This is a genomic window from Arthrobacter sp. JSM 101049 (genome assembly GCF_041679245.1).
GTDB lineage: Bacteria > Actinomycetota > Actinomycetes > Actinomycetales > Micrococcaceae > Arthrobacter_H.
In genome coordinates this window covers 130,194-149,672 of the sequence record NZ_JBGFFC010000005.1, presented here as the reverse complement: position 1 = coordinate 149,672, position 19,479 = coordinate 130,194, and the positions used below count along the sequence as shown (strand labels likewise).

Here is a 19,479-nt window from a genome sequence, read left to right as displayed (position 1 = left end):
GGCTACATCTTCTCCGGTGCCGAGACGCCCAGCAGAGCCAGCCCGTTGGCCAGGACCTGGGTGGTCGCGTCGTTGAGCCACAGGCGGGTGCGGTTCACGTCCTCCACGGGCGCCCCGGCCAGCGGAGTGATGCGGGTGGCCCCGTACCAGCGGTGGTAGGCCCCGGCGAGGGCCTCCAGGTAACGGGCCACGCGGTGCGGCTCGCGGTGCTCGGCGGCCCCGGCGATGTGGTGCGGGAACTGCGCGAGCACGGCCAGCAGCTCGTTCTCGGTCTCGTGGGTGAGCAGCGCGGCGTCGAAGGCGCTGCGGTCCACACCGGCGGCCTCGGCGTTGCGGGCCGCTGCCCGGGAGCGGGCGTGGGCGTACTGGACGTAGAAGACCGGGTTGTCGTTGGTCTTCTGCACCAGCAGGTCCAGGTCGATGTCGATGTTCGAATCCGAGGAGTAGCGGGTCAGCGCGTAGCGGGCCGCGTCCACGCCCACGGCGTCGACCAGGTCCTCCAGGGTGACCACGGTGCCGGCGCGCTTGGACATGCGCACCGGCTTGCCCTCGCGCACCAGGTTGACCATCTGCCCGATCATGACCTCCACGCAGTCCGGGTCGTGGCCCAGGGCGGCGGCGGCGGCCTTCAGCCGGGCGACGTAGCCGTGGTGGTCGGCACCGAGCATGTAGATGTTCAGGTCGAACCCGCGGGAGCACTTGTCCCGGATGTAGGCGATGTCACCGGCGATGTAGGCGGCGTTGCCGTCGGACTTGATGACCACGCGGTCCTTGTCGTCGCCGTGCTCGGTGGAGCGCAGCCACCAGGCGCCGTCGGCGAAGTACAGGCTGCCGGAGGTCTTGAGCTGCTCGAGCAGCTGCTCGACCGAACCGTTCTGGTGCAGCGAGTCCTCGTGGAAGTAGACGTCGAAGTCGACGCCGAAATCGTGCAGCGAGGCCTTGATCTCCCCGAACATCATGTCCACGCCGATGGCGCGGAAGCGCTCCTGCGGATCGTCGGCCTGCAGGATGCCCGGTTCGATGGCCAGCACGCGGGCGGTGATGTCGTCGATGTACTGGCCCGCGTAGCCGTCCTCCGGGGTGGGTTCGCCCTGGGCGTTGGCCAGCAGGGAACGGGCGAAGCGGTCGATCTGGGCGCCGTGGTCGTTGAAGTAGTATTCGCGGGTCACCTCGGCGCCCTGGTTCTGGAAGATGCGGGCCAATGAGTCGCCAACCGCAGCCCAGCGGGTCCCGCCGAGGTGGATGGGACCGGTGGGGTTGGCGGAGACGAATTCGAGGTTGATGCGGTGCCCGGCCATCGCCGTGCCGGTCCCGTAGGCCGCCCCGGCCTCGACAATGGCCTTGGCCAGGCTACCGGCCGCGGCAGCGTCGACGGTGATGTTCAGGAAGCCGGGCCCGGCGATCTCCACGGCGTCGACCCCGGGGATCGCCACCAGGCGTTCGCGCAGCACGGTGGCGAACTCACGCGGGTTCATCCCGGCCTTCTTGCCCAGCTGCAGGGCGATGTTGGTGGCCCAGTCGCCGTGCTCGCGGCTCTTGGGTCGCTCCACCCGCACCTCGTCGGGGACGTCGACGGTGAATTCACCGGCCGCGACGGCGTCGCGCAGGCAGGCGGAAATGGCCAGGGAGAGTTCTTCAGGAGTCACCCACCAAGGATAACGGCCACCGGCCCGCCTCCCCGACTCGGTGAACCCACTGGTCACCGCGGCAACGAGGTCGCTTCCACCGGTGCCGCCCCGCCCCTCCCGCCGGGCGTTCGGGACTGGTAGATTCCGAACCACCTGCTTCACAGGGACGAGGGAGACCATGGACGCAGACCGACCCGGCCGACGGCTGCCGCGTCCCACCGCCGCGTTCCTGCTCGTCTTCCTCGCTTCCCTGCTGGTCGTCTTCGGGGCCGCAACCCTGCCGGCGATGACCCACCACAGCCCGCAGGGCCTCGTCCTGCAGGTACCCGATGCCGCTCCGCCAGCCGTGGCCCCGCCCTCGCCGACGCCGCAGGAAGACACCAGCGGGACCGGGGACCGACCCGGGGACGAGGACATCAGCAGGATCGGCCAGACGATCGCCGCCGTGCTGTTCGCCGTCGTCGTGCTGTTCGTCGCCGGTCTGGTGCTCTCGCTGCGCCGCCAGGGGCGCCCCGCCGACCCCGAGGACACCGACGCCGCCGAGGACATCCCCTCCGAGGCCAGGCTGCGCGCCGAGGTCGCGTCCGCGCTCGCGCACGCCGAGACCTCGCTCGAGGACGCCACCGGCGCGCAGGTCCGCTCGCGCATCATCGCCTGCTGGGCCGAGCTCGAGCACCTCGCCGCCGCCCGCGGCCTGCAGCGCGACCGCGCGTCGACACCCACCGAGCAGGCCGGGGCCATGCTGGCGGCCTTCGGGGTCGCCTCCCCGCCGCTGGCCCGCCTGCTCGCCCTCTATGAACGCGTCAGGTACGACGCCGGTGTCCCGGCGTGGGAGCCCGACGCCACCCAGGTGCGCCAGGCCGGATTGGACTTCGCCCGGCTCGCCGAGGAGGTCCGCGCCAGCGCCCGGGTTCGTCCCCGGGACCGGATGCGGTCCGGGGCCGAGGCCGGGGTCGGAGCCGGGGCCGGGGTCGGGGCATGATCGGCGCGGGGAAGAACCTGGCCACGGTGCGCCGGGCCGGGATGGCAGACCGGCGTCGCCGGTTCGCAAGGCAACCGCGGGCCAACACCGCATCCGGCGCACGGCGGAAGACGGCCTGGATCGGCCCGCTGTGCTTCGGCGCCGTGGCCCTGGCCTTCTGCCTCTACACGCGCATCGATGCCGGGCACACCGCGCTGTTCACGGCCTTGGGGATCTGCCTGGGGTACCTGTTCACGCTCTTGCCGCTGCTGACGTTCTCCGGCCGCGCACCGCTTGCCCCCGGCCGGCCGGCCAACGGCAACGAGGCCTTCCGCACCACTGCGTTCGCCCTGCTGGCCAAACGACTGCACCGCCACTCCCCCGCGGCGCGGGCCCTGGAACATGCCGGGCTGACCGCGCTCCGCCAGACCAGCGACGCGGACTCAGTGGGCCCCGCCACCGCCCTGGTCCACCGCGAGCTGGCCGCCGGCCACGACCTCACCGCCCGCCAGGCGACGGCCGCCGCCCGTGAAATCCAGGCCTTCTTCGCCGATGCCCCCGATCCAGCCGCTGTCCCCGCGAAAGGAACACCATGACCCAGCGCCCTTCCGACCCCCCGGTGGACCCGGGCAGCGCGGCACCCGGCGAAGCCCCCGAAGCGGCCGTCGAACGCATCGCCGCCGCCGGCGCCGCCGTCCTGGACGGGGTGGGCCTGGCCGTCGTGGGGACCCGCGAACCGCTGCGGTTGGCACTGGCCGCGGTGCTGGCCGGAGGGCACGTGTTGTTCGAGGACCTGCCCGGCCTGGGCAAGACGCTGGTGGCCCGGTCGCTGGCGCAGACGCTCGGGCTGGGGTTCCGGCGCCTGCAGTGCACCCCCGACCTGCTGCCCTCCGACGTCACCGGGTCCTCGATCTTCGACCCCGTCGAGCGGACCTTCGACTTCCAGCCCGGACCGGTGTTCACCGGGCTGCTGCTCGCCGACGAAATCAACCGCACCTCGCCGAAGACGCAGTCGGCCCTGCTGGAGGCCATGGCCGAGGGGCAGGTCTCCGTCGAAGGCGCGACGCGGACGCTGCCGGCGCCCTTCCACGTCTTCGCCACGTCCAACCCCGTCGAATTCGAGGGGACCTACCCGCTTCCCGAGGCCCAGCTGGACCGCTTCCTGGTCCGGTTGTCGCTGGGCTACCCCACCGCCGAGGCCGAAGCGGACATCGTGGGGCGCCGCCTGGTGCGCGGGCTGGCCGAACCGGTCCTGGACGCAGTGCTCGACCCGGAGGGACTGCGTCGGCTCCAGGAGTCCTTGGCGCAGGTTCCCGTCTCCCCCGACATCGTCGCCTACGCGGTCCGGCTCGCCGCGGCCAGCCGCGAGCTGGACGAGGTCCAGGTCGGTGCGTCGCCCCGCGGATCCCAGGCCCTGGTGCTGCTCTCCCGCGCGGCGGCCGCCCTGGACGGCCGGGCGTACGTGGTGCCCGAGGACGTCAAGGCCGTGGCGGTTCCTGCACTGGCCCACCGGCTGGTGCTCTCCCCCGCGGCGTGGGCCCGCGGGTCCGACCCCGAGGAACTGGTCCGCCAGCTCACCACGGCGGTCCCGGTTCCGGCGACTGCGCCGTGACCGGGCCGGAGGCCGGCCCGGCGCGGGTGGTCGATGCCCGCAACCGCCCGGCAGGTGCCGGGCCCGCAGCGCACTCGCCCCAGTGGGGCGTCGCCGTCGTACTGGCCCTGCTCTTCGGCGTCGGGGCCGCCGTGGCGAGACGCCCGGACATCGCCGTCTTCGGTGCCCTCTTCGCGTTGGTCGCCGTCTCCGTTCCCGCCCGCTTCGGCCAGCGCCACGCGCCCGGCCTCGGCTTCGCCCCGGGCGCCGGCCGCGACGACCCCGCCCGGGGACGCCGCGCCGTCGTCTTCCGCGACACATCGTGTGCCGCCGGCAGCGACCCGGCGCTGATCGCCGTGCGGACCCTCGCCCCGGGCGGGCGCGCATCGGCCCTGGTCGCCACCGCCGCCGAGTCGGTGCATCTGGGGGTCCGGGTGCCGTTGGGTGGCCGCCGGGACCTGCTCGACTACCGCGTTTCGGCCTTCAGCCCGGACCTGGGGATCTGCCGCGACGAGGCCGAGACCGGGGTGTTGACCGCGATGCTGCAGCCGCAGGCCACCATGCTGCGCCGGCTTCCCATCCCGGAGGCGTTGCGGGCACACGCCGGGTCCCACCATGCCCGGCTGCGCGGCGGCGGCACGGAGATCCGCGACATCGGGCCGCTGCGCCACGGAGATGACCGCCGGCACATCGACTGGCGGGCCACGGCACGCAGCACGGACGCGGCGGCGACACCGCTGGTGCGCCGCTACCTGGCCCCCGCCGACGCCGGGGTCACCCTCGCGCTGGACTCCCGGGTGGACATCCCCGCCCGGATCGCGGCGTGGATCGACCCGAGCCAGGATGCGCTGCGGATGGTTTCCAGCCTGCAGCTGACCCGCTCCGCCGCCGGATCGCTGGCGGCCGCCTACGCAGCCCGCGGCGACCGGGTCGGGCTGCTGGATGCCTTCGGGTTCGGCGCTCCGCTGCGCCCGGCCGGCGGGCACCGCCAACTCGAACTGCTGCGACGCCGACTGGCCGCCCTGGCGGTGCCCTCCACCAGCATCCAGCCCTCCCGCACGCCGGCCCCCGCCCCCGGGTCACTGGTCTACTTCTTCTCGCCGCTGCTCGAGCCCGATGCAGCCTCCGTTCCAGCCCACTGGGTCCGCTCCGGCCACATCGTCGCGGTGGTCGATACCCTGCCCGAGACCGATGCGACCGGCCTGCCCGCCGCGGAGGCGCAGGCGCTGGCCCTGCTGCTGGCCACCCGCGCCGCGGTGCGCGCCGAACTGGCCGCCGAGGGGATCCCCGTGCTGCCGGCGGGCAGCCTGCGCGAATCGATCGAGCAGTGGACGTTGCAACGATCCCGGCCCCGCACCGTTGCGGGAGGCGCCCGGTGAACCCGCTGCTGCGCGCCGTGGCACCCACCCGGCGAGAGGCCTCCCTGGAACCGATCGAACCGGGCACCGTGCCGGCCACGACCTTGGCCCTGGTTGCCGCGGTGCTGCTGGCCGCCGGGACCCTGCCGGCGGCGATCGCCACGGCCGCCGGGCAGGGCGTGCTCGACGGGGTGGCCGCCCTGGCCGCCGTGGGCCTCGGGGTGGCGCTGGTGCTGCTCTGGCCCCAGCACATCACCGCGCTGATCGCCCTGCTGCTCCTCGGCGCGGCCTACGTGCGCATTGGCGGCGCGGGGCTGTGGACGCTGCCGCTCTACGTGCTGGCCGCCCATGCCATCCACGTGCTGCTCGGGTTGGCGGCCATCGGGCCACGTTCGACGCGTTTCACCCGGGGCGCGCTGCGCGCGGCAACCCGCGCAGCGGCCTGGCCGCAGATCGGCGCCCAGGTGCTTACCGTCGTCGTGCTCCTGTTGTCGCTCTGGGGGCCGTCAAGCACCGGCGCGCTCGGGACCGCCGCCGGCGTCGCCTCGGCCTGCGTGTTGGCCGGCGGCGCCTTGATGGCCTCGCGGGTGGCCGGACGTCCGGAGAACCCCGACTGACCGGCCCGCCGGTTACGCGGGGGCGTGAAGTTCCTGCTAAGCTCTTGGAGGTTCCCAGCCGCAGCAGGATCGCGGCACGCCCTCGTAGCTCAGGGGATAGAGCGGCTGCCTCCGGAGCAGCAGGTCGAAGGTTCGAATCCTTTCGAGGGCACTACTGGGGGGCACCAGAAAGAGGTCCCCGGCATTCGTGCCGGGGGCCTTTTTCGTGTCCGGCGTCTTCAATGGGCGGGGTTATCCACAGCCTTCCCCTGCACCTCGTCGGTTGATCATCCAACGCATAGGTTAAGTACTGGAACGCTACAACGTACCGCATCCACCGCGAAGGATCCCGTCATCAAGAATCCACTGCACCTTGCCCTCCCCCTGGCCGCCACCCTGGCCCTGGCCGGTTGTTCAAGCACGGGGTCCCCGGAGACGACCGGACCGTCGCCATCGGTGAGCCATGATTCGGCCGCATCAACGGAAGCCGACGCCGCTGTGACTCCGGCACTGAGCGATGCAGAGCTCAGGGAGGTGGTCGACGACTTCTTCTACGGCGTCCCGGGGACCGAGATCTCCTCCGGCGAGTCGCTGCGTCCAGGTTTGGATGCCGAGCACCAAACAAATTCCAGGATGTTCGCACCTGCGACGTGTGGCGCCGCGCTTGGCCTCGATATCGTCGAGGAACTCGAGGCGAATAATGGCACTGTGGCGCACGGGTCAGCACCGCTCCCAGATTCGAAGCGGTCCGTAACGTTCACGGTCATGTCAGCTGCTGATCCTGCAGCCGCCAAGGCCGCCTTCGACCGCGACACCCAATCTGTCGCCGGCTGCTCCACCTTCGAAGCCCGCCTGCCGGACCAGACCATGGCCTTTGACCTCGAGGTGGCCAACGTGGAGGCCAAGACATCCGCCTCGCGAGCCCTGAGGATGGTGTCCACCCTGGCGGGCAGGCCCTTCCACCTGACCAGCGTCCTGCTGTTCGAAGACGGGTTTCAGGTCCAACTTGTCATCACGTCCAGAACCTACCAGGACGCAGAGGTCCTGCAGGCGCTCCTGAACCAGGCCGAACGGGCCATGACCCGGTTGAAATCCACGTAGACGCGCGCCCATCTGGACGTCGACGAGGCCGCCGGTCGAGGATCCGCAGGCCGCCCCGCTCGCACCCCACACCGCCGGGCGGTCGCAGGAAGCTGTTCCGGCGGCCTCCCGGCCCAGGCGCAACCCACGGCACTTTGCGAAAGGAGCCGTCGACGCTACAGTGAACAGCGTTCAAGTGAACGCCGTTCAAGAGCGTCACGCCGCACTGCAGTCAGGACCACGATGAGCCGCTTCCGCCTCGATGCCACCGACATCGCCCGTATCGCCGTCTTCGCCGCCATCGTCGCGGCCCTGGGCCTGCCGGGCGGTTTCTCCGTCTTCGGGACGGTCCCGATCACCGCCCAGACGCTGGGCGTCATGCTGGCCGGAGCGGTGCTCGGCCCCTGGCGCGGGGCGCTGTCCATGGTCGTGCTGTTGGCGCTGGTCGCCCTCGGCCTGCCCCTGCTCTCCGGCGGACGCGGCGGGCTGGGCGCATTCGTGGGCCCGTCCGCCGGGTACCTCTTTGGCTGGATCGCCGGTGCCGCCGTGATCGGTGCCATCGTGCACGCCGGCCCGCGGTTGGCGCGGTGGCGGACCGTCCTCGGGATCCTCGTCGGCGGCATCCCCGTCATCTACGCCGTGGGCATCCCGGTCCAGGCCCTGGTGACCCGGCTGCCGCTGGAGGCCACCGTGCTGCAGTCCCTGGTCTTCCTGCCCGGCGACCTGGTCAAGGTCGCCATCGCGGCGGCCATCACGATGACGTTGGCCCGCGCCTACCCGCGGGCCTTCCGGCGCACGGCTGTCGTTCCCTTGGCCGGGACCAGCACCGCAACCTCCACGCCTGCCCCTGCACCCGATGCGGCCGCCATCGGCGAGCGCACGGGACAGCCAGTCCGGTGACGCCCCGCGAACTGGTGCCGGTTCGGTACCGCCCCGCGGGGCCGGAGGCGACGACCCTGTTGCTGGAGCACCTGTCGGCCCTCCGCGCCGCCGGCGCGGTGCCCCTGGTCGGCGACGACCGCTGGTCCACCCGGCAGTGGGACGGCATCGACGAGCTCTGCGCCGCGTCCCCCGCGCCGGCCGAAACGGGTTGGGCCACCCTGACCTCGGGCAGCAGCGGCTTCCCGCGCATTGTGCTGCGCTCGGCATCCTCCTGGTCTGCCTCCTTCGAACGCTTCGCTGAGCTGGTGGGCATGCACGACGGCGATGCACTCGCCCTGCCGGCACCCCCTGCCGCCTCGATCTCGCTGTTCTCCCTCGCCCACGCCCTGGAGGGCGGGCCGCACCCACTGCTGCCCTCCGGCCACGCCACCAGCGCCGGGGACTTCGCGGACGCGACGCTCTTCCACGGCACCCCGCAGGCCCTGGCCCGGCTGCTCGACGAGGAAGCACCACCCCGGCTCCGGGCGGCCCTGGTCGGCGGCAGCCGGCTCGACCCCGCCCTGCGGGAACGGGCCGCCGATCGTGGGATCCAGGTGGTCTCCTACTACGGGGCCGCCGAACTCTCGGTGGTCGCCGTGGACACCGGGAGCGGCTACCTGCCCTTCCCCGGCGTCGACGTCGACGTCCGCGACGGGCTGCTCTGGGTCCGCTCCCTCTATGTTGCCAACGGCTACCTCTCCCATCCCGCCGGGCACGCCGGCCCGGGGCCACTGCGGACCGTGGACGGCTGGCATACCGTGGGCGACCGGGCCGAACTGGTCGGCGACCGGCTGGTGTTCGGCGGACGGGCGGACGGTGCGATCCTGACGGCGTCGGCCACGGTCGTCCCGGAGGATGTCGAGTCAGCCCTGCGACTGGTGCCCGGGGTGGGTGACGCCGTCGTCCTCGGGATTCCGGCACCGGGGATCGGCAAGCTGGTCGCGGCAGTCATCGAACCGGCAACCGGCACCGCATGGCCCGATGCAGCCGGCCTGCGCCGGGCGGCCGGGGAACTGCTCTCCCCCGCCCACCGGCCGCGACGATGGTTCACCACGACCCTGCCGCGCACTGCAAGCGGCAAGCCCGCCCGCGCCGAGATTGCCCGCCGCCTCGCCGCCGGGGAGGTGGCCGCCCTTGGACGCTAGGACCCCGGTGGTCATCGCCGCGCGCAGAACCCCGATCGCCACGCGCGGCCGCGCCCTCTCCGGACTGCCCATCGACGCGTTGGCCGCCCCCGTGCTGGCAGCCGCCCTGGACGATGCCCGGGCCGCCTCGAGGCGGCAGATCGTCGTCGGCGACGTCGTGCTGGGCAACTGCATGGGCCCTGGCGGCAACCCGGCCCGGACCGCCGCGCTGCGGGCGGGATTGGGCCACGAGATCCCGGGGGTCACTGTGGATCGGCAATGCGGAAGCGGCTTGGCGGCGGTCATCACCGCGGCCCAGGCCATCGGTGCCGGCGATGACCGGCTGCAGTTGGCTGGCGGGGCCGAGAGCGCGTCGACGGCCCCCGTGCGATCCCTCGACGGCGTCCCCTATGACCGTGCCCCGTTCGTCCCGGCAGGCTGGTCGGATCCGGGCATGCCGCGGGCGGCCGAGGACCTGGCCGCGGCCGCCGGGATCCCGCGCTCCCGTCAGGATACCTACGCCGCGCGCTCCCACCGGCGGGCCGTCGCGGCCGCCGGGCGCCGGGCCTTCACCCACGAGCTCGTCCCCGTAGGCGGCCTCCTGGCCGACGAGCTGCCGTCGCGGGGTGCGTCGCTGCTCCCCCGGTTCACCCCGCTGTTCCCGGGGGGCAGCCTCACGGCGGGGAACTCCTGCCGCATCAGCGACGGGGCGGCCGCCGTCGCCCTGGTCGCCAGCGGCACGCACGCCGGCCCCGGGCTCGCGCTGCGCTCCCACGCTGTCATCGGCTGCGATCCCGCCCTGCCCGGCCTCGGGGCGGCACCGGCCATCGAGGCCGCGTTGCGCTCGGCCGGCCGTGCGGTGTCCGACGTGGCGGCGATCGAAGTGGTCGAGGCGTTCGCCGTCCAGACACTGGCGGTGCTGGAGCGGATCGGCGTCGCCGACGACGATCCCCGGGTGTGCGCCGACGGCGGGGCGCTGGCGTGGGGTCACCCGTGGGGAGCCAGCGGTGCGGTGTCGGTCGTCCGGCTGTTCGGCCGGCTGATGCGCGGCGGCGCCCCGCCCGGAACCCTGGGCTTGGCCGCGGCGTCGGTGGGCGGCGGACTCGGCGTGGCCGCGGTCTTCGAGGTGGTTCGATGAGCGCCATCGTGCTCCGCGACGTCTCGGTCACCCTGGGCGGGACCACCGTGCTCGAGCAGGCCTCGCTCGACCTGGACGCCCGGCGGATCGCCGTGATCGGCGACAACGGCTCCGGCAAGTCGACCCTGGCCCGGGTCATCGGCGGGCTGGTGGCCCCCTCCACCGGGCAGGTGCACGTCCACGGCCTCGAAGCGGTCCGCGGACCCCGGGAGTTGCGCCGGAAGGTCGCGGTGGTGTTCAGCAACCCGGATGCCCAGATCATCATGCCCACGGTCGCCGAGGACGTGGCCTTCTCCCTGCGGCCGGAGAAGCTTCCCCGCCACGAGGCCGCCGCCCGCGTGGCTGCCGCATTGGAGGACTTCGGGCTCTCGTCCCTGGCCGGGCGGTCGGCCCATGAGCTCTCCGGCGGCCAGAAGCAGCTGCTCGCCCTGTGCGGGGCGTTCGTCCGCCGTCCCGAACTGGTCATCGCCGACGAGCCCACAGCGCTGCTCGATGCCCGCAATGCCCGCCTCGTTGCCGGACATCTGCTCGAGCGGGAAGGCCACCAACTCGTGCTGGTCACCCACGACCTGGCCCTGGCGGCGCGGTGTGATGCGGCGGTGCTGGTGGCCGGTGGCCGGATCCGCGCCACCGGCACCCCCGAAAAGGTCATCGCCGAGTACGAACGGTCGCTGGTGTGCTGAGCCTCTACCAGCCCGGCACCGGCCTGCTGCACCGGATGCCCGCCGGGCCCAAGGCACTGGCCCTGGCCGTGGTGGTGCTGGCCCTGTCCTTCCTGCCCTCCGCTTGGTGGGCAGCCGGGGTGGCCCTCGCCGTGGCACCCCTCGGCTACGCCGTCGCGGGCCTGGGCGCCGGCATCCTGGTGCGCCAGGTGGGTGCGTTGCGCTGGCTGCTGGCCGTCACCCTCGGCGTTCAACTGCTCTTCGTGGCCCCGGAGGCGGCGGTGGCGAACACCAACCGGGTCCTGGCCACGATCCTGCTGGCCTCCCTGCTGGTGCTCACCACGTGCATCACCGACCTGCTCGACGCGGTCGAACGGCTGCTGACACCGACAGCACGGTGGGGCCTGGATCCCCAGCGCGCCTCCCTGCTGCTGAGCATCACGATCACCACGGTGCCCGTGTTGGCCCGCCTGGGTTCAGGGGTCCGCGAAGCCCAGCGGGCCCGCGGCGCCCCCGCCAGCCTGGCCCGGTTCGTGGTCCCGTTCCTGGTGGTCTCGCTCAAGCATGCCGACGAGCTCGGCGAGGCCCTGACGGCGCGGGGCGTGCGGTGAACCGGCCGCCCGTCCTCGGGCAGCCGGTGGATTCCCAGACCCGGTGCGTGCACTACGACAGCCTGCTCGACGTCATCGCCATCCGGTTTTTCTGCTGCGGGGCGTACTACCCGTGCCATCTCTGCCACGACGAGGTCCCCGGCCAGCACCCGGCCCTCCCCTGGCCGGTAACGGAGTACGACGCGCGGGCCATCCTCTGCGGGGTCTGCGGCAGCCAGTGGGGCATCGGCGAGTACCTGGGCACCGGGCACTGCCCGGGATGCGGCGCCCGGTTCAACCCGGGCTGCAAGCTCCATGCCGGGCTCTACTTCGAGGCACCGGCACACCCGTAGCCCGGCAGCCGCTTGCCCTTGGGCATGGCGAGCTGGTGGCCTGACAGCACAAGGCCCGCGGCCGGATGGTTCCGGTCGCGGGCCCTGATGGTTGGCATGCCAGGTGTTTAGCCGTGCGTGGCTACTGCAGCATGGTCCGGTCGTCGAGCTGTGCTCCCTTGATCTTCTCGAACTCCTTGAGCAGTCCGGGAACGGTCATCTTGGACTTGGCCTCGGTATCGAGATCAAGGATGATCTCGCCGTCGTGCATCATGACCAGCCGGGTGCCCAACCGCAGCGCCTGCTCCATGTTGTGCGTGACCATGAGCGTGGTCAGCTGGTGGCGCTGGACGATCTCCTCGGTCAACCGCGCGACCAGGGCGGCACGCTGCGGATCCAGGGCGGCGGTGTGCTCGTCCAGCAGCAGGATCCTGGGGCCGCTGAACGTGGCCATCAGCAGCGAAAGCGCCTGCCGCTGGCCGCCGGAGAGCAGGCCGACCTTGGCCTTGAGCCGGTTTTCCAGCCCGAGTTCGAGCGATTCGAGCTCGGCGGCGAACTGCGCGCGCTTGCCCTTGGTCACACCGAGCCCGAGTCCGCGCACCTTGCCCCGGTTCAGGGCCAGGGACATGTTCTCCTCGATCGTCATGCTCGGCGCGGTGCCGGCCATGGGATCCTGGAAGACGCGGCCGATGTACCGGGCGCGGGCGTGGTCGGCGAGCCTGGTGACGTCCTTGCCGGCGATGCGCACGGTGCCCGCGTCGGGGCGCAGCTTGCCGCCGACCATGTTCAGCACGGTGGACTTGCCCGCGCCGTTGGAGCCGATGACCGTGACGAATTCGCCGTCGGTCAGCTGCAGGTTGATGTTGCGCAAGGCCTTGCGCTCGTTGACCGTTCCGGCGAAGAAGGTCTTGGACAGGTTGTTGATCTCCAGCATGGCGGCTACACCGTCTCCTTCTGCTTTTCGGCGGCCGAGGTGATGGTGCGCATGCGTTTGCCGAAGCGGCTGAAGCCCTTCCATTGCGGGAGCACCAGCGCGATGACCACCAGGATCGCGGAGATCAGCTTCATGTCGTTCGGGTCCATGCCGGCATCGAGGGCGAGCTGGATGAAGACCCGGTAGAGCACGGCACCGAGGATGACGGCCAGGGTGGCCACGAAGATCGTGCGGGTGCCGAAGATCGCCTGGCCGATGATGACCGAGGCCAGGCCGATGAGGATCAGGCCGATGCCCATGCCGACGTCGGCGAAGCCCTGGTACTGGGCGATCATCGCCCCGCAGAGCGCGACCAGGCCGTTGGAGATGGCCAGGCCCAGGATCTTCTGGTTGTCGGTGTTGACGCCGAAACTGCGGATCATTTCCTCGTTGTCGCCGGTGGCCTGCATGGCCAGGCCGACGTCGGTGTGCAGGAACCAGTCCAGCACGAACTTCAGGGCCAGGGCGACGGCGAAGAAGATCAGCACGGAGATGATCCCCCCGGTCAGGTGCGCTTCGCGCAGCGGGGACACCAGGGTGTCCTCGCCCAGCAGGGGGACGTTCGCCTTGCCCATGATGCGCAAGTTGATCGAATAGAGGGCGATCATGGTCAGGATGCCGGCGAGCAGCCCGTTGATCTTGCCCTTGGTATGGAGCAGGCCGGTGACGATGCCGGCAACGGCGCCGGCAAAGAAGGCCAGCACGGTGGCCAGCAGTGCGGGCATGCCGTTGACGATGCCGATGGCGGCCACGGCGGCGCCGGTGGTGAAGCTGCCGTCGACCGTGAGGTCGGGGAAATCGAGAATGCGGAAGGTCAGGTAGACCCCCAGCGCCATGATCGCGTAGATCAGGCCCAGTTCAACCGCAGTGATCATGTAGGGATCCTTGTGTCGTGGGGTGTTCGCCCGTGGTGCCCGGCCACCTGTGGGTGTCTGGGCACCACGGGCGTGGAGCTGCCGTCCGGACTACTTCTTGTAGACCTCGGCGGCCTTGTCGAGGAGCTCCTGCGGGATCTCCACGCCGACCTTCTTGGCCGCTGCGGTGTTGACGTACAGGTCGACGTCGGTCAGCGTCTCCACCGGCATGTCCGCCGGCTTGGCGCCGTCCTTGAGGATCTTCACGGCCATTTCGGCGGTCTGCTTGCCCAGCTTCTCGTAGTTGATGCCGTAGGTGGCCGTGGCCCCGCGCTTGACGGAATCACCATCGGCGGCGATCACGGGGATCTTCTTGGACTGCGCGGTCTGCAGCAGGCCCTCCAGTGCGGAGACCACCGCGTTGTCGGTCGGGACGTAGAAGGCGTCGACATCCAGCGAGCTGGCGGCCTGCTGGACCTCGGACGACGCGGAGATGGTCGCTTCCTTGATCTCCAGTCCGAGCTCGGCGGCGGCTTCCTTGGCCCACTCCACCTGGACGGCGGAGTTGACCTCGCCCGAGGAGTAGACGATGCCGACGGTCTTGGCCTCGGGGGCGATCTCCTGGAGCAGCTGGAGCTGTTCCTTCACGGGGTTCTTGTCCGAGGTACCCGTGACGTTGCCACCGGGGGCCTCGTTGCTGTCCACCAGCTTGGCGGCGACCGGGTCGGTCACGGCGGAGAACAGGACCGGGGTGTCGGTGATCGCCTGGGCGGCGGCCTGGGCCGTCGGGGTGGCGATGGCCAGCACCAGGTCCAGGTCGTCGTTGGCGAACTGGCCCATGATCGCGGTGTTGGTCGAGGCGTCGGCCTGCGGGTTCTGCAGGTCGTAGGTGACCTTGTCGCCGGTGTAGCCAGCGTCCGCCATGCCCTCCTTGAAGCCCTTGGTCACGGCATCCAGTGACGGGTGAGTGACGTATTGCGAGATGCCGATCTTGACGGGCTTGGCCTCGTCGGCGGCACTACCGGAGTCCTCGGCGCCGCTGGAACCGCAGGCAGTGGCGAGCAGCGCAGTTGCCGCAAAGGCAGCGACCAGCTTGCCGGCACGAGTGATATTCATGTGTGTTTTCCTTTCACGGATCGCGGGGCCATCCGCGGCCGGCATCCTCTTCGATGCCGCCCGGGCCCCGTCGTCCACTGCGAGTGATTCGACAATCTTTTGACGACCACGTCCCCAAAGACATCTCGATGATACCTGTGAATCAACTCACATTGTCCATTCGACTCGGGGGCGCATGGACACGCGCATCACCGACCCGCCCTTTTGAAGACAAAGCGTGTTCCACGCCACATTTTGTCAACATTCTGTATGGCGTGGCCCGGGTCGGCGCCTCGCTGCGGCATCCGGGTGGACCGGGCCGCCGCGGCGGGGCCCCTTAGACTGTTTCAACCATGGCTGTAAAGATCTCCTATCCCGAGTCCCTCCCGGTCAGCGCCCGGCGCGACGACATCATGGAGGCCATCCGCGACAACCAAGTGGTGGTCATCGCCGGCGAGACCGGATCCGGCAAGACGACGCAGCTGCCCAAGATGCTCCTGGAGCTGGGGCTGGGCGACGGCGGGATGATCGGCCACACCCAGCCACGCCGACTGGCCGCCCGTACGGTCGCCGAGCGCATCGCCGAGGAAACCGGCTGCGAGCTGGGCGAGGAGATCGGCTACCAGGTCCGCTTCACCGGCCATGTCTCGGCCGCCACCCAGGTCAAGGTCATGACCGACGGCATCCTGCTGGCCGAGATCCAGCGCGACCGGATGCTGCGCAAGTACAACGCGCTCATCATCGACGAGGCCCATGAGCGCAGCCTGAACATCGACTTCCTGCTCGGCTACCTCAAGCGCATCCTGCCCCAGCGCCCGGACCTGAAGGTCATCATCACCTCGGCGACGATCGACCCCGAGCGCTTCGCCGAGCACTTCGGCAGCCCCGCAGCCGAGGGTTCCGCGGCAGCGGACGGCGGGGACACCGCCGTCGTGCCCGCCCCGATCATCGAGGTCTCGGGACGCACCTTCCCCGTGGAGATCCGCTACCGGCCGTTGAATCCCGCGGAGGGCCGCGAGGACGACGACGCCGACTATGCCGACGACGAGGACCGCGATCCGCTCGACGCCGTCTGCGATGCCGTGGACGAGCTGTCCGCCGAAGCACCGGGCGACATCCTCATCTTCTTTTCCGGCGAGCGCGAGATCCGCGACGCCGCCGAGGCACTGCGCGCCCGGGTGCGCACCAACCGGCGGCTGACGGGGACCGAGGTGCTGCCGTTGTTCGCCCGGTTGTCGCTGGAGGAGCAGCACAAGGTCTTCCACCCTGGCGCCAATCGGCGCCTGGTGCTGGCCACCAACGTGGCCGAGACCTCGCTGACCGTCCCGGGCATCAAGTACGTCATCGACACCGGCACCGCACGCATCTCGCGCTATTCGCACCGCACCAAGGTCCAGCGATTGCCGATCGAGCGGGTCTCCCAGGCCAGCGCCAACCAGCGCTCGGGCCGGTGCGGGCGAGTCTCCGACGGCATCGCGATCCGCCTCTACTCCCAGGAGGACTACGAATCCCGTCCGGAGTTCACCGACCCGGAGATCCTGCGCACCAACCTGGCGGCGGTGATCCTGCAGATGTCCTCGATGGGCGTGGTGGAGTCCCCGCGCGACGTGGCCGGCTTCGACTTCGTCCAGCCCCCGGACGCCAAGGCCGTGAACGACGGCGTGGCCCTGCTGCGCGAGCTCGGCGCCGTGGGCGAGGGTGCCTCCGCCCGGATCACCCCGGTGGGCCGCAAGCTCAGCCAGCTTCCCGTCGACGTCCGGCTGGGACGGATGATCGTGGAGGCCGGCCAGCGCGGCTGCGCCAAGGAGGTCATGGTCCTGGCCGCCGCGCTGACGATCCGCGACCCGCGCGAACGCCCCTCGGAGGAGACCGGCCAGCGGGCCAGGGCCACCGAGCTGCACCGCAGGTTCGACGACGAGAAGTCCGATTTCTCGGGGTTCCTGAACTTGTTCAGGTACCTGCAGGAGCAGCAGAAGGAGCTCTCCTCCTCCGCGTTCCGCCGGTTGTGCAAGAAGGAGTTCATCAACTACCTGCGGGTGCGCGAGTGGCAGGACCTCTTCGCCCAGCTGCGCCAGCTCTCCAAGCCGCTGGGCATCACCTTGTCCACCGGGCCGGTGGATCCCGCCGGGCTGGAGCGGGAGATCCACACCAGCCTGCTCGCCGGGCTGCTCAGCCATATCGGCACCTACGACGAGCGCAAGCGTGACTACGCCGGCGCCCGGGGCACCCGTTTCGCGATCTTCCCCGGGTCCGCGTTGTTCAAGAAGAACCCCGAGTGGGTCATGGCCGCCGAACTCGTGGAGACCAGCCGGCTTTGGGCCCGCGTCAACGCCCGCTTCGATCCCCTCTGGGTCGAGGAGGTCGGCAAGCACCTGATGAAGTACTCGTACTCCGAACCGCACTGGTCCCGCAGGATGGGCTCGGTGATGGGCTACGAGAAGGCCACCCTGTACGGGGTCACGGTCATCCCGCAGCGCCGCATCCAGTACGGACGGGTGGACCCCGAGGTCGCCCGCGAGCTGTTCATCCGCCACGCGTTGGTCGAGGGCGACTGGAAGACCCACCACAAGTTCTTCCAGCGCAACCGGCGGCTGCTGGCGGACATTGACGAGCTCGAGACCCGCATGCGCCGCCGGGACCTCGGCGCGACGGACGAGGACCTCTTCGACTTCTACGACCAGCGCGTCGGTGCCGGCGTCGTCTCCGAGCGCCACTTCGACCGCTGGTGGAAGAAGGCCCGCGCCGATGACCCCACCCTGCTGGACTTCGACCCCGACGAGCTGTTCAATGCCAACGCCGAGGAACTGAACCAGGACGACTTCCCGCGCACCCTGCGCCACGGGGACCTGGAGCTCGAGCTCTCCTACGAGTTCAATCCGGCGGCGGCCGCCGGCGAGAACGACGGCGTCACCGTGCGCGTGCCCGTGTTGTTCCTCAACCAGCTCGACCCCGAGCGCTTCAAGTGGCTGATCCCCGGGCTGCGCGCCGAACTGGTCACCGCGCTGATCAAGTCGCTGCCCAAGGCGATCCGCAAGAACTTCGTGCCCGCTCCCGACGTCGCCCGGCAGGCCGTGTCCGCCCTGGCCGAGGACTTCGACCCCGCCACCGACAACCTCGAACCCTCGTTGGAACTGGTGCTGCGCCGGATGCGCGGAGTGGTCATCCCGCCGGGGTCCTGGAACTGGGACGTCATACCGCCGCACCTGCTGGCCTCGTTCCAGGTCCTCGACGCGCGGTCCCGGATCCTGGACGAATCCAAGGACCTGTCCATGCTCCAGCGCACGCTGGCCGCCCAGAACCGGGCGGCGCTGGCCGAGTCGCTGGGCAGTTCCGGCCCGGCCCTGCTGGCCGCGGCCCGCGAGGCCCAGGCACGGCAGGACGACGGCGGATCCACCCCGGGTGCCACTGGCTCCGGCAAGCAGGGCGGCGGCAAGTCGGGCGACACCAAGGCGGGCCGGGGCACGGGCGGCGATCCGGCCGGCGGGAAGCGCCCGGGCTCCCCCAGCCCAGGTGCCGGCGCCCGCCCGGGCCAGGCACCGGCGTCGTCCTCCTCCAGCCGCGAGCGCACGGGCCTCACGGCCTGGCCGGACGGGCTGGGCGAAGGTGACCGGATCGAGCGCAAGGTCAGCACCACGGTGGCCGGCGTCGAGGTCACCGCGTTCCCCGGTCTGCTCGACGCCGGTGACTCGGTGTCGCTGACCGTGTTCCGCAACGAGGACGAGCAGCTCACGGCGCACCGCGCAGGGGTCATCCGGCTGCTGCTGCTCCGGGTGCCCTCGCCGGCGCGGTACGTGCTGGACCACCTGAACAACAAGGAGAAGCTGGTCTTCACGCAGAATCCGCACGGGTCGGTGGAGAAGCTGATCGCCGACTGCACGCTGGCGGCGCTGGATAAGCTGGTGCCGGCCGAACTGCCGTTCAGCCGCAGCGAGTTCGACGCGCTGTTCGAGCGGGTGCGGGCCGAGCTGATCGACACCGTGTTCGCGGTGACGGCGATCGTCGAACGGGTGCTCTCCACCGCCCGGATCGTGGGCAAGCGGATCTCCAAGGCCTCGTCGCTGGCGCTGGTGAACGCCCTGTCCGACATCCGCAGCCAGCTCGAGAACCTGGTCTACCCCGGGTTCGTGGCGGCCACCGGCTACGCGCACCTGACCGCGCTGCCCCGCTACCTGGACGCGATCGCGAAGCGGCTGGACAAGCTGGAGGCCGGCAACGTGGCGCGCGACAACCAGTCGATGCTGGCGATCCAGGCCCTCGAAGACGAGTACGACGCCGCCCTGGCGGCCCTGCCCACGGGCGTCCGCACGCCGGCACCGCTGGCGCGGATCAAGTGGATGCTCGAGGAGCTGCGGGTGAGCATGTTCGCCCAGGAACTCGGCACGGCCTACTCGGTATCGGAAAAGCGCATCCGCACGGCGTTGCGGGAAGCCAGCGCGGCGTAGGCAGGTCGCCTCGTGCGGCGGGGGACTGCGCCTGCGGTGGGGCACTGCGCGTGCGGCGGGCCTGCCCGGGCGGATTTGGGGGCGGATGCGGACGCGGTCCGAGGTGTCGGCCGGTGCATGCCCGGGTTTTCGTC

Annotated in this window: 18 protein-coding genes and 1 tRNA gene; 14 read left to right on the top strand and 5 right to left on the bottom strand. The window is 71.1% G+C overall.

Annotated features, from left to right (window positions below):
- Positions 1 to 2: 2 nt before the first annotated feature.
- Positions 3 to 1,646 carry an arginine--tRNA ligase gene (gene argS, locus AB8M85_RS14155; protein WP_372699479.1) on the bottom strand — a complete coding sequence of 548 codons (1,644 nt, stop codon included), beginning with the start codon at positions 1,644 to 1,646 and terminating at the stop codon, positions 3 to 5.
- Between the two features lie 160 nt (positions 1,647 to 1,806).
- On the opposite strand from argS, the gene AB8M85_RS14150 reads away from it, so the two are divergent.
- The 13 genes from AB8M85_RS14150 to AB8M85_RS14090 all read left to right on the top strand — a co-directional run bounded on the left by AB8M85_RS14150 (position 1,807) and on the right by AB8M85_RS14090 (position 12,002).
- Complete coding sequence (locus AB8M85_RS14150) at positions 1,807 to 2,610, top strand: DUF4129 domain-containing protein (RefSeq protein ID WP_372699478.1); 804 nt, start codon at positions 1,807 to 1,809, stop codon at positions 2,608 to 2,610.
- Positions 2,607 to 3,185: a hypothetical protein gene (locus AB8M85_RS14145; RefSeq protein WP_372699477.1), complete on the top strand. Its 579-nt coding sequence runs from the start codon at positions 2,607 to 2,609 to the stop codon at positions 3,183 to 3,185. The genes AB8M85_RS14150 and AB8M85_RS14145 overlap by 4 nt, the downstream gene beginning before the upstream one ends.
- Entirely contained in the window at positions 3,182 to 4,201 is a 1,020-nt protein-coding gene (locus AB8M85_RS14140) for an AAA family ATPase (protein ID WP_372699476.1), read from the top strand. The genes AB8M85_RS14145 and AB8M85_RS14140 overlap by 4 nt, the downstream gene beginning before the upstream one ends.
- Positions 4,198 to 5,559 (top strand): DUF58 domain-containing protein, encoded by a 1,362-nt coding sequence (locus tag AB8M85_RS14135; RefSeq protein WP_372699475.1) that lies wholly within the window; start codon positions 4,198 to 4,200, stop codon positions 5,557 to 5,559. The genes AB8M85_RS14140 and AB8M85_RS14135 overlap by 4 nt, the downstream gene beginning before the upstream one ends.
- Positions 5,556 to 6,155, top strand: a complete 600-nt coding sequence (locus AB8M85_RS14130) for a hypothetical protein (protein WP_372699474.1) — start codon at positions 5,556 to 5,558, stop codon at positions 6,153 to 6,155. Before AB8M85_RS14135 ends, AB8M85_RS14130 begins: the two co-directional genes overlap by 4 nt.
- A gap of 78 nt (positions 6,156 to 6,233) precedes the next feature.
- Positions 6,234 to 6,306 (top strand) — tRNA-Arg (locus AB8M85_RS14125).
- Positions 6,307 to 6,590: 284 nt separating this feature from the next.
- A complete protein-coding gene (locus AB8M85_RS14120; protein WP_372699473.1) occupies positions 6,591 to 7,235 on the top strand; it encodes a hypothetical protein in 645 nt (214 codons plus the stop codon).
- 222 nt (positions 7,236 to 7,457) lie between these two features.
- On the top strand, positions 7,458 to 8,114 hold the full coding sequence (locus tag AB8M85_RS14115; RefSeq protein WP_372699472.1) for a biotin transporter BioY: 657 nt from the start codon (positions 7,458 to 7,460) through the stop codon (positions 8,112 to 8,114).
- Positions 8,111 to 9,280: an AMP-binding protein gene (locus tag AB8M85_RS14110; RefSeq protein WP_372699471.1), complete on the top strand. Its 1,170-nt coding sequence runs from the start codon at positions 8,111 to 8,113 to the stop codon at positions 9,278 to 9,280. The genes AB8M85_RS14115 and AB8M85_RS14110 overlap by 4 nt, the downstream gene beginning before the upstream one ends.
- On the top strand, positions 9,270 to 10,397 hold the full coding sequence (locus AB8M85_RS14105) for a thiolase family protein (RefSeq protein WP_372699470.1): 1,128 nt from the start codon (positions 9,270 to 9,272) through the stop codon (positions 10,395 to 10,397). The genes AB8M85_RS14110 and AB8M85_RS14105 overlap by 11 nt, the downstream gene beginning before the upstream one ends.
- Positions 10,394 to 11,080, top strand: coding sequence for an energy-coupling factor ABC transporter ATP-binding protein (locus AB8M85_RS14100; protein WP_372699469.1), 687 nt, complete (start codon positions 10,394 to 10,396; stop codon positions 11,078 to 11,080). The genes AB8M85_RS14105 and AB8M85_RS14100 overlap by 4 nt, the downstream gene beginning before the upstream one ends.
- Positions 11,074 to 11,670, top strand: coding sequence for an energy-coupling factor transporter transmembrane protein EcfT (locus AB8M85_RS14095; protein WP_372699468.1), 597 nt, complete (start codon positions 11,074 to 11,076; stop codon positions 11,668 to 11,670). Before AB8M85_RS14100 ends, AB8M85_RS14095 begins: the two co-directional genes overlap by 7 nt.
- A 47-nt stretch (positions 11,671 to 11,717) precedes the next feature.
- Positions 11,718 to 12,002 (top strand): CHY zinc finger protein, encoded by a 285-nt coding sequence (locus tag AB8M85_RS14090; protein WP_372699467.1) that lies wholly within the window; start codon positions 11,718 to 11,720, stop codon positions 12,000 to 12,002.
- Here AB8M85_RS14090 and AB8M85_RS14085 read toward each other — a convergent pair.
- From AB8M85_RS14085 to AB8M85_RS14070, 4 genes are all read right to left on the bottom strand, one after another.
- Positions 11,975 to 12,100 carry a hypothetical protein gene (locus tag AB8M85_RS14085; RefSeq protein ID WP_372699466.1) on the bottom strand — a complete coding sequence of 42 codons (126 nt, stop codon included), beginning with the start codon at positions 12,098 to 12,100 and terminating at the stop codon, positions 11,975 to 11,977. The genes AB8M85_RS14090 and AB8M85_RS14085 overlap by 28 nt on opposite strands.
- Before the next feature lie 23 nt (positions 12,101 to 12,123).
- The gene (locus AB8M85_RS14080; RefSeq protein WP_372699465.1) at positions 12,124 to 12,915 is read right to left on the bottom strand and encodes an ABC transporter ATP-binding protein; all 792 of its coding nucleotides are present in this window, start codon (positions 12,913 to 12,915) and stop codon (positions 12,124 to 12,126) included.
- Between the two features lie 5 nt (positions 12,916 to 12,920).
- The gene (locus AB8M85_RS14075; RefSeq protein WP_372699464.1) at positions 12,921 to 13,829 is read right to left on the bottom strand and encodes an ABC transporter permease; all 909 of its coding nucleotides are present in this window, start codon (positions 13,827 to 13,829) and stop codon (positions 12,921 to 12,923) included.
- A 90-nt stretch (positions 13,830 to 13,919) separates the two neighbouring features.
- Entirely contained in the window at positions 13,920 to 14,924 is a 1,005-nt protein-coding gene (locus tag AB8M85_RS14070) for an ABC transporter substrate-binding protein (RefSeq protein ID WP_372699463.1), read from the bottom strand.
- Positions 14,925 to 15,256: 332 nt separating this feature from the next.
- On the opposite strand from AB8M85_RS14070, the gene hrpA reads away from it, so the two are divergent.
- Positions 15,257 to 19,345 (top strand): ATP-dependent RNA helicase HrpA, encoded by a 4,089-nt coding sequence (gene hrpA, locus AB8M85_RS14065; protein ID WP_372699462.1) that lies wholly within the window; start codon positions 15,257 to 15,259, stop codon positions 19,343 to 19,345.
- The last annotated feature ends 134 nt before the right edge of the window (positions 19,346 to 19,479 follow it).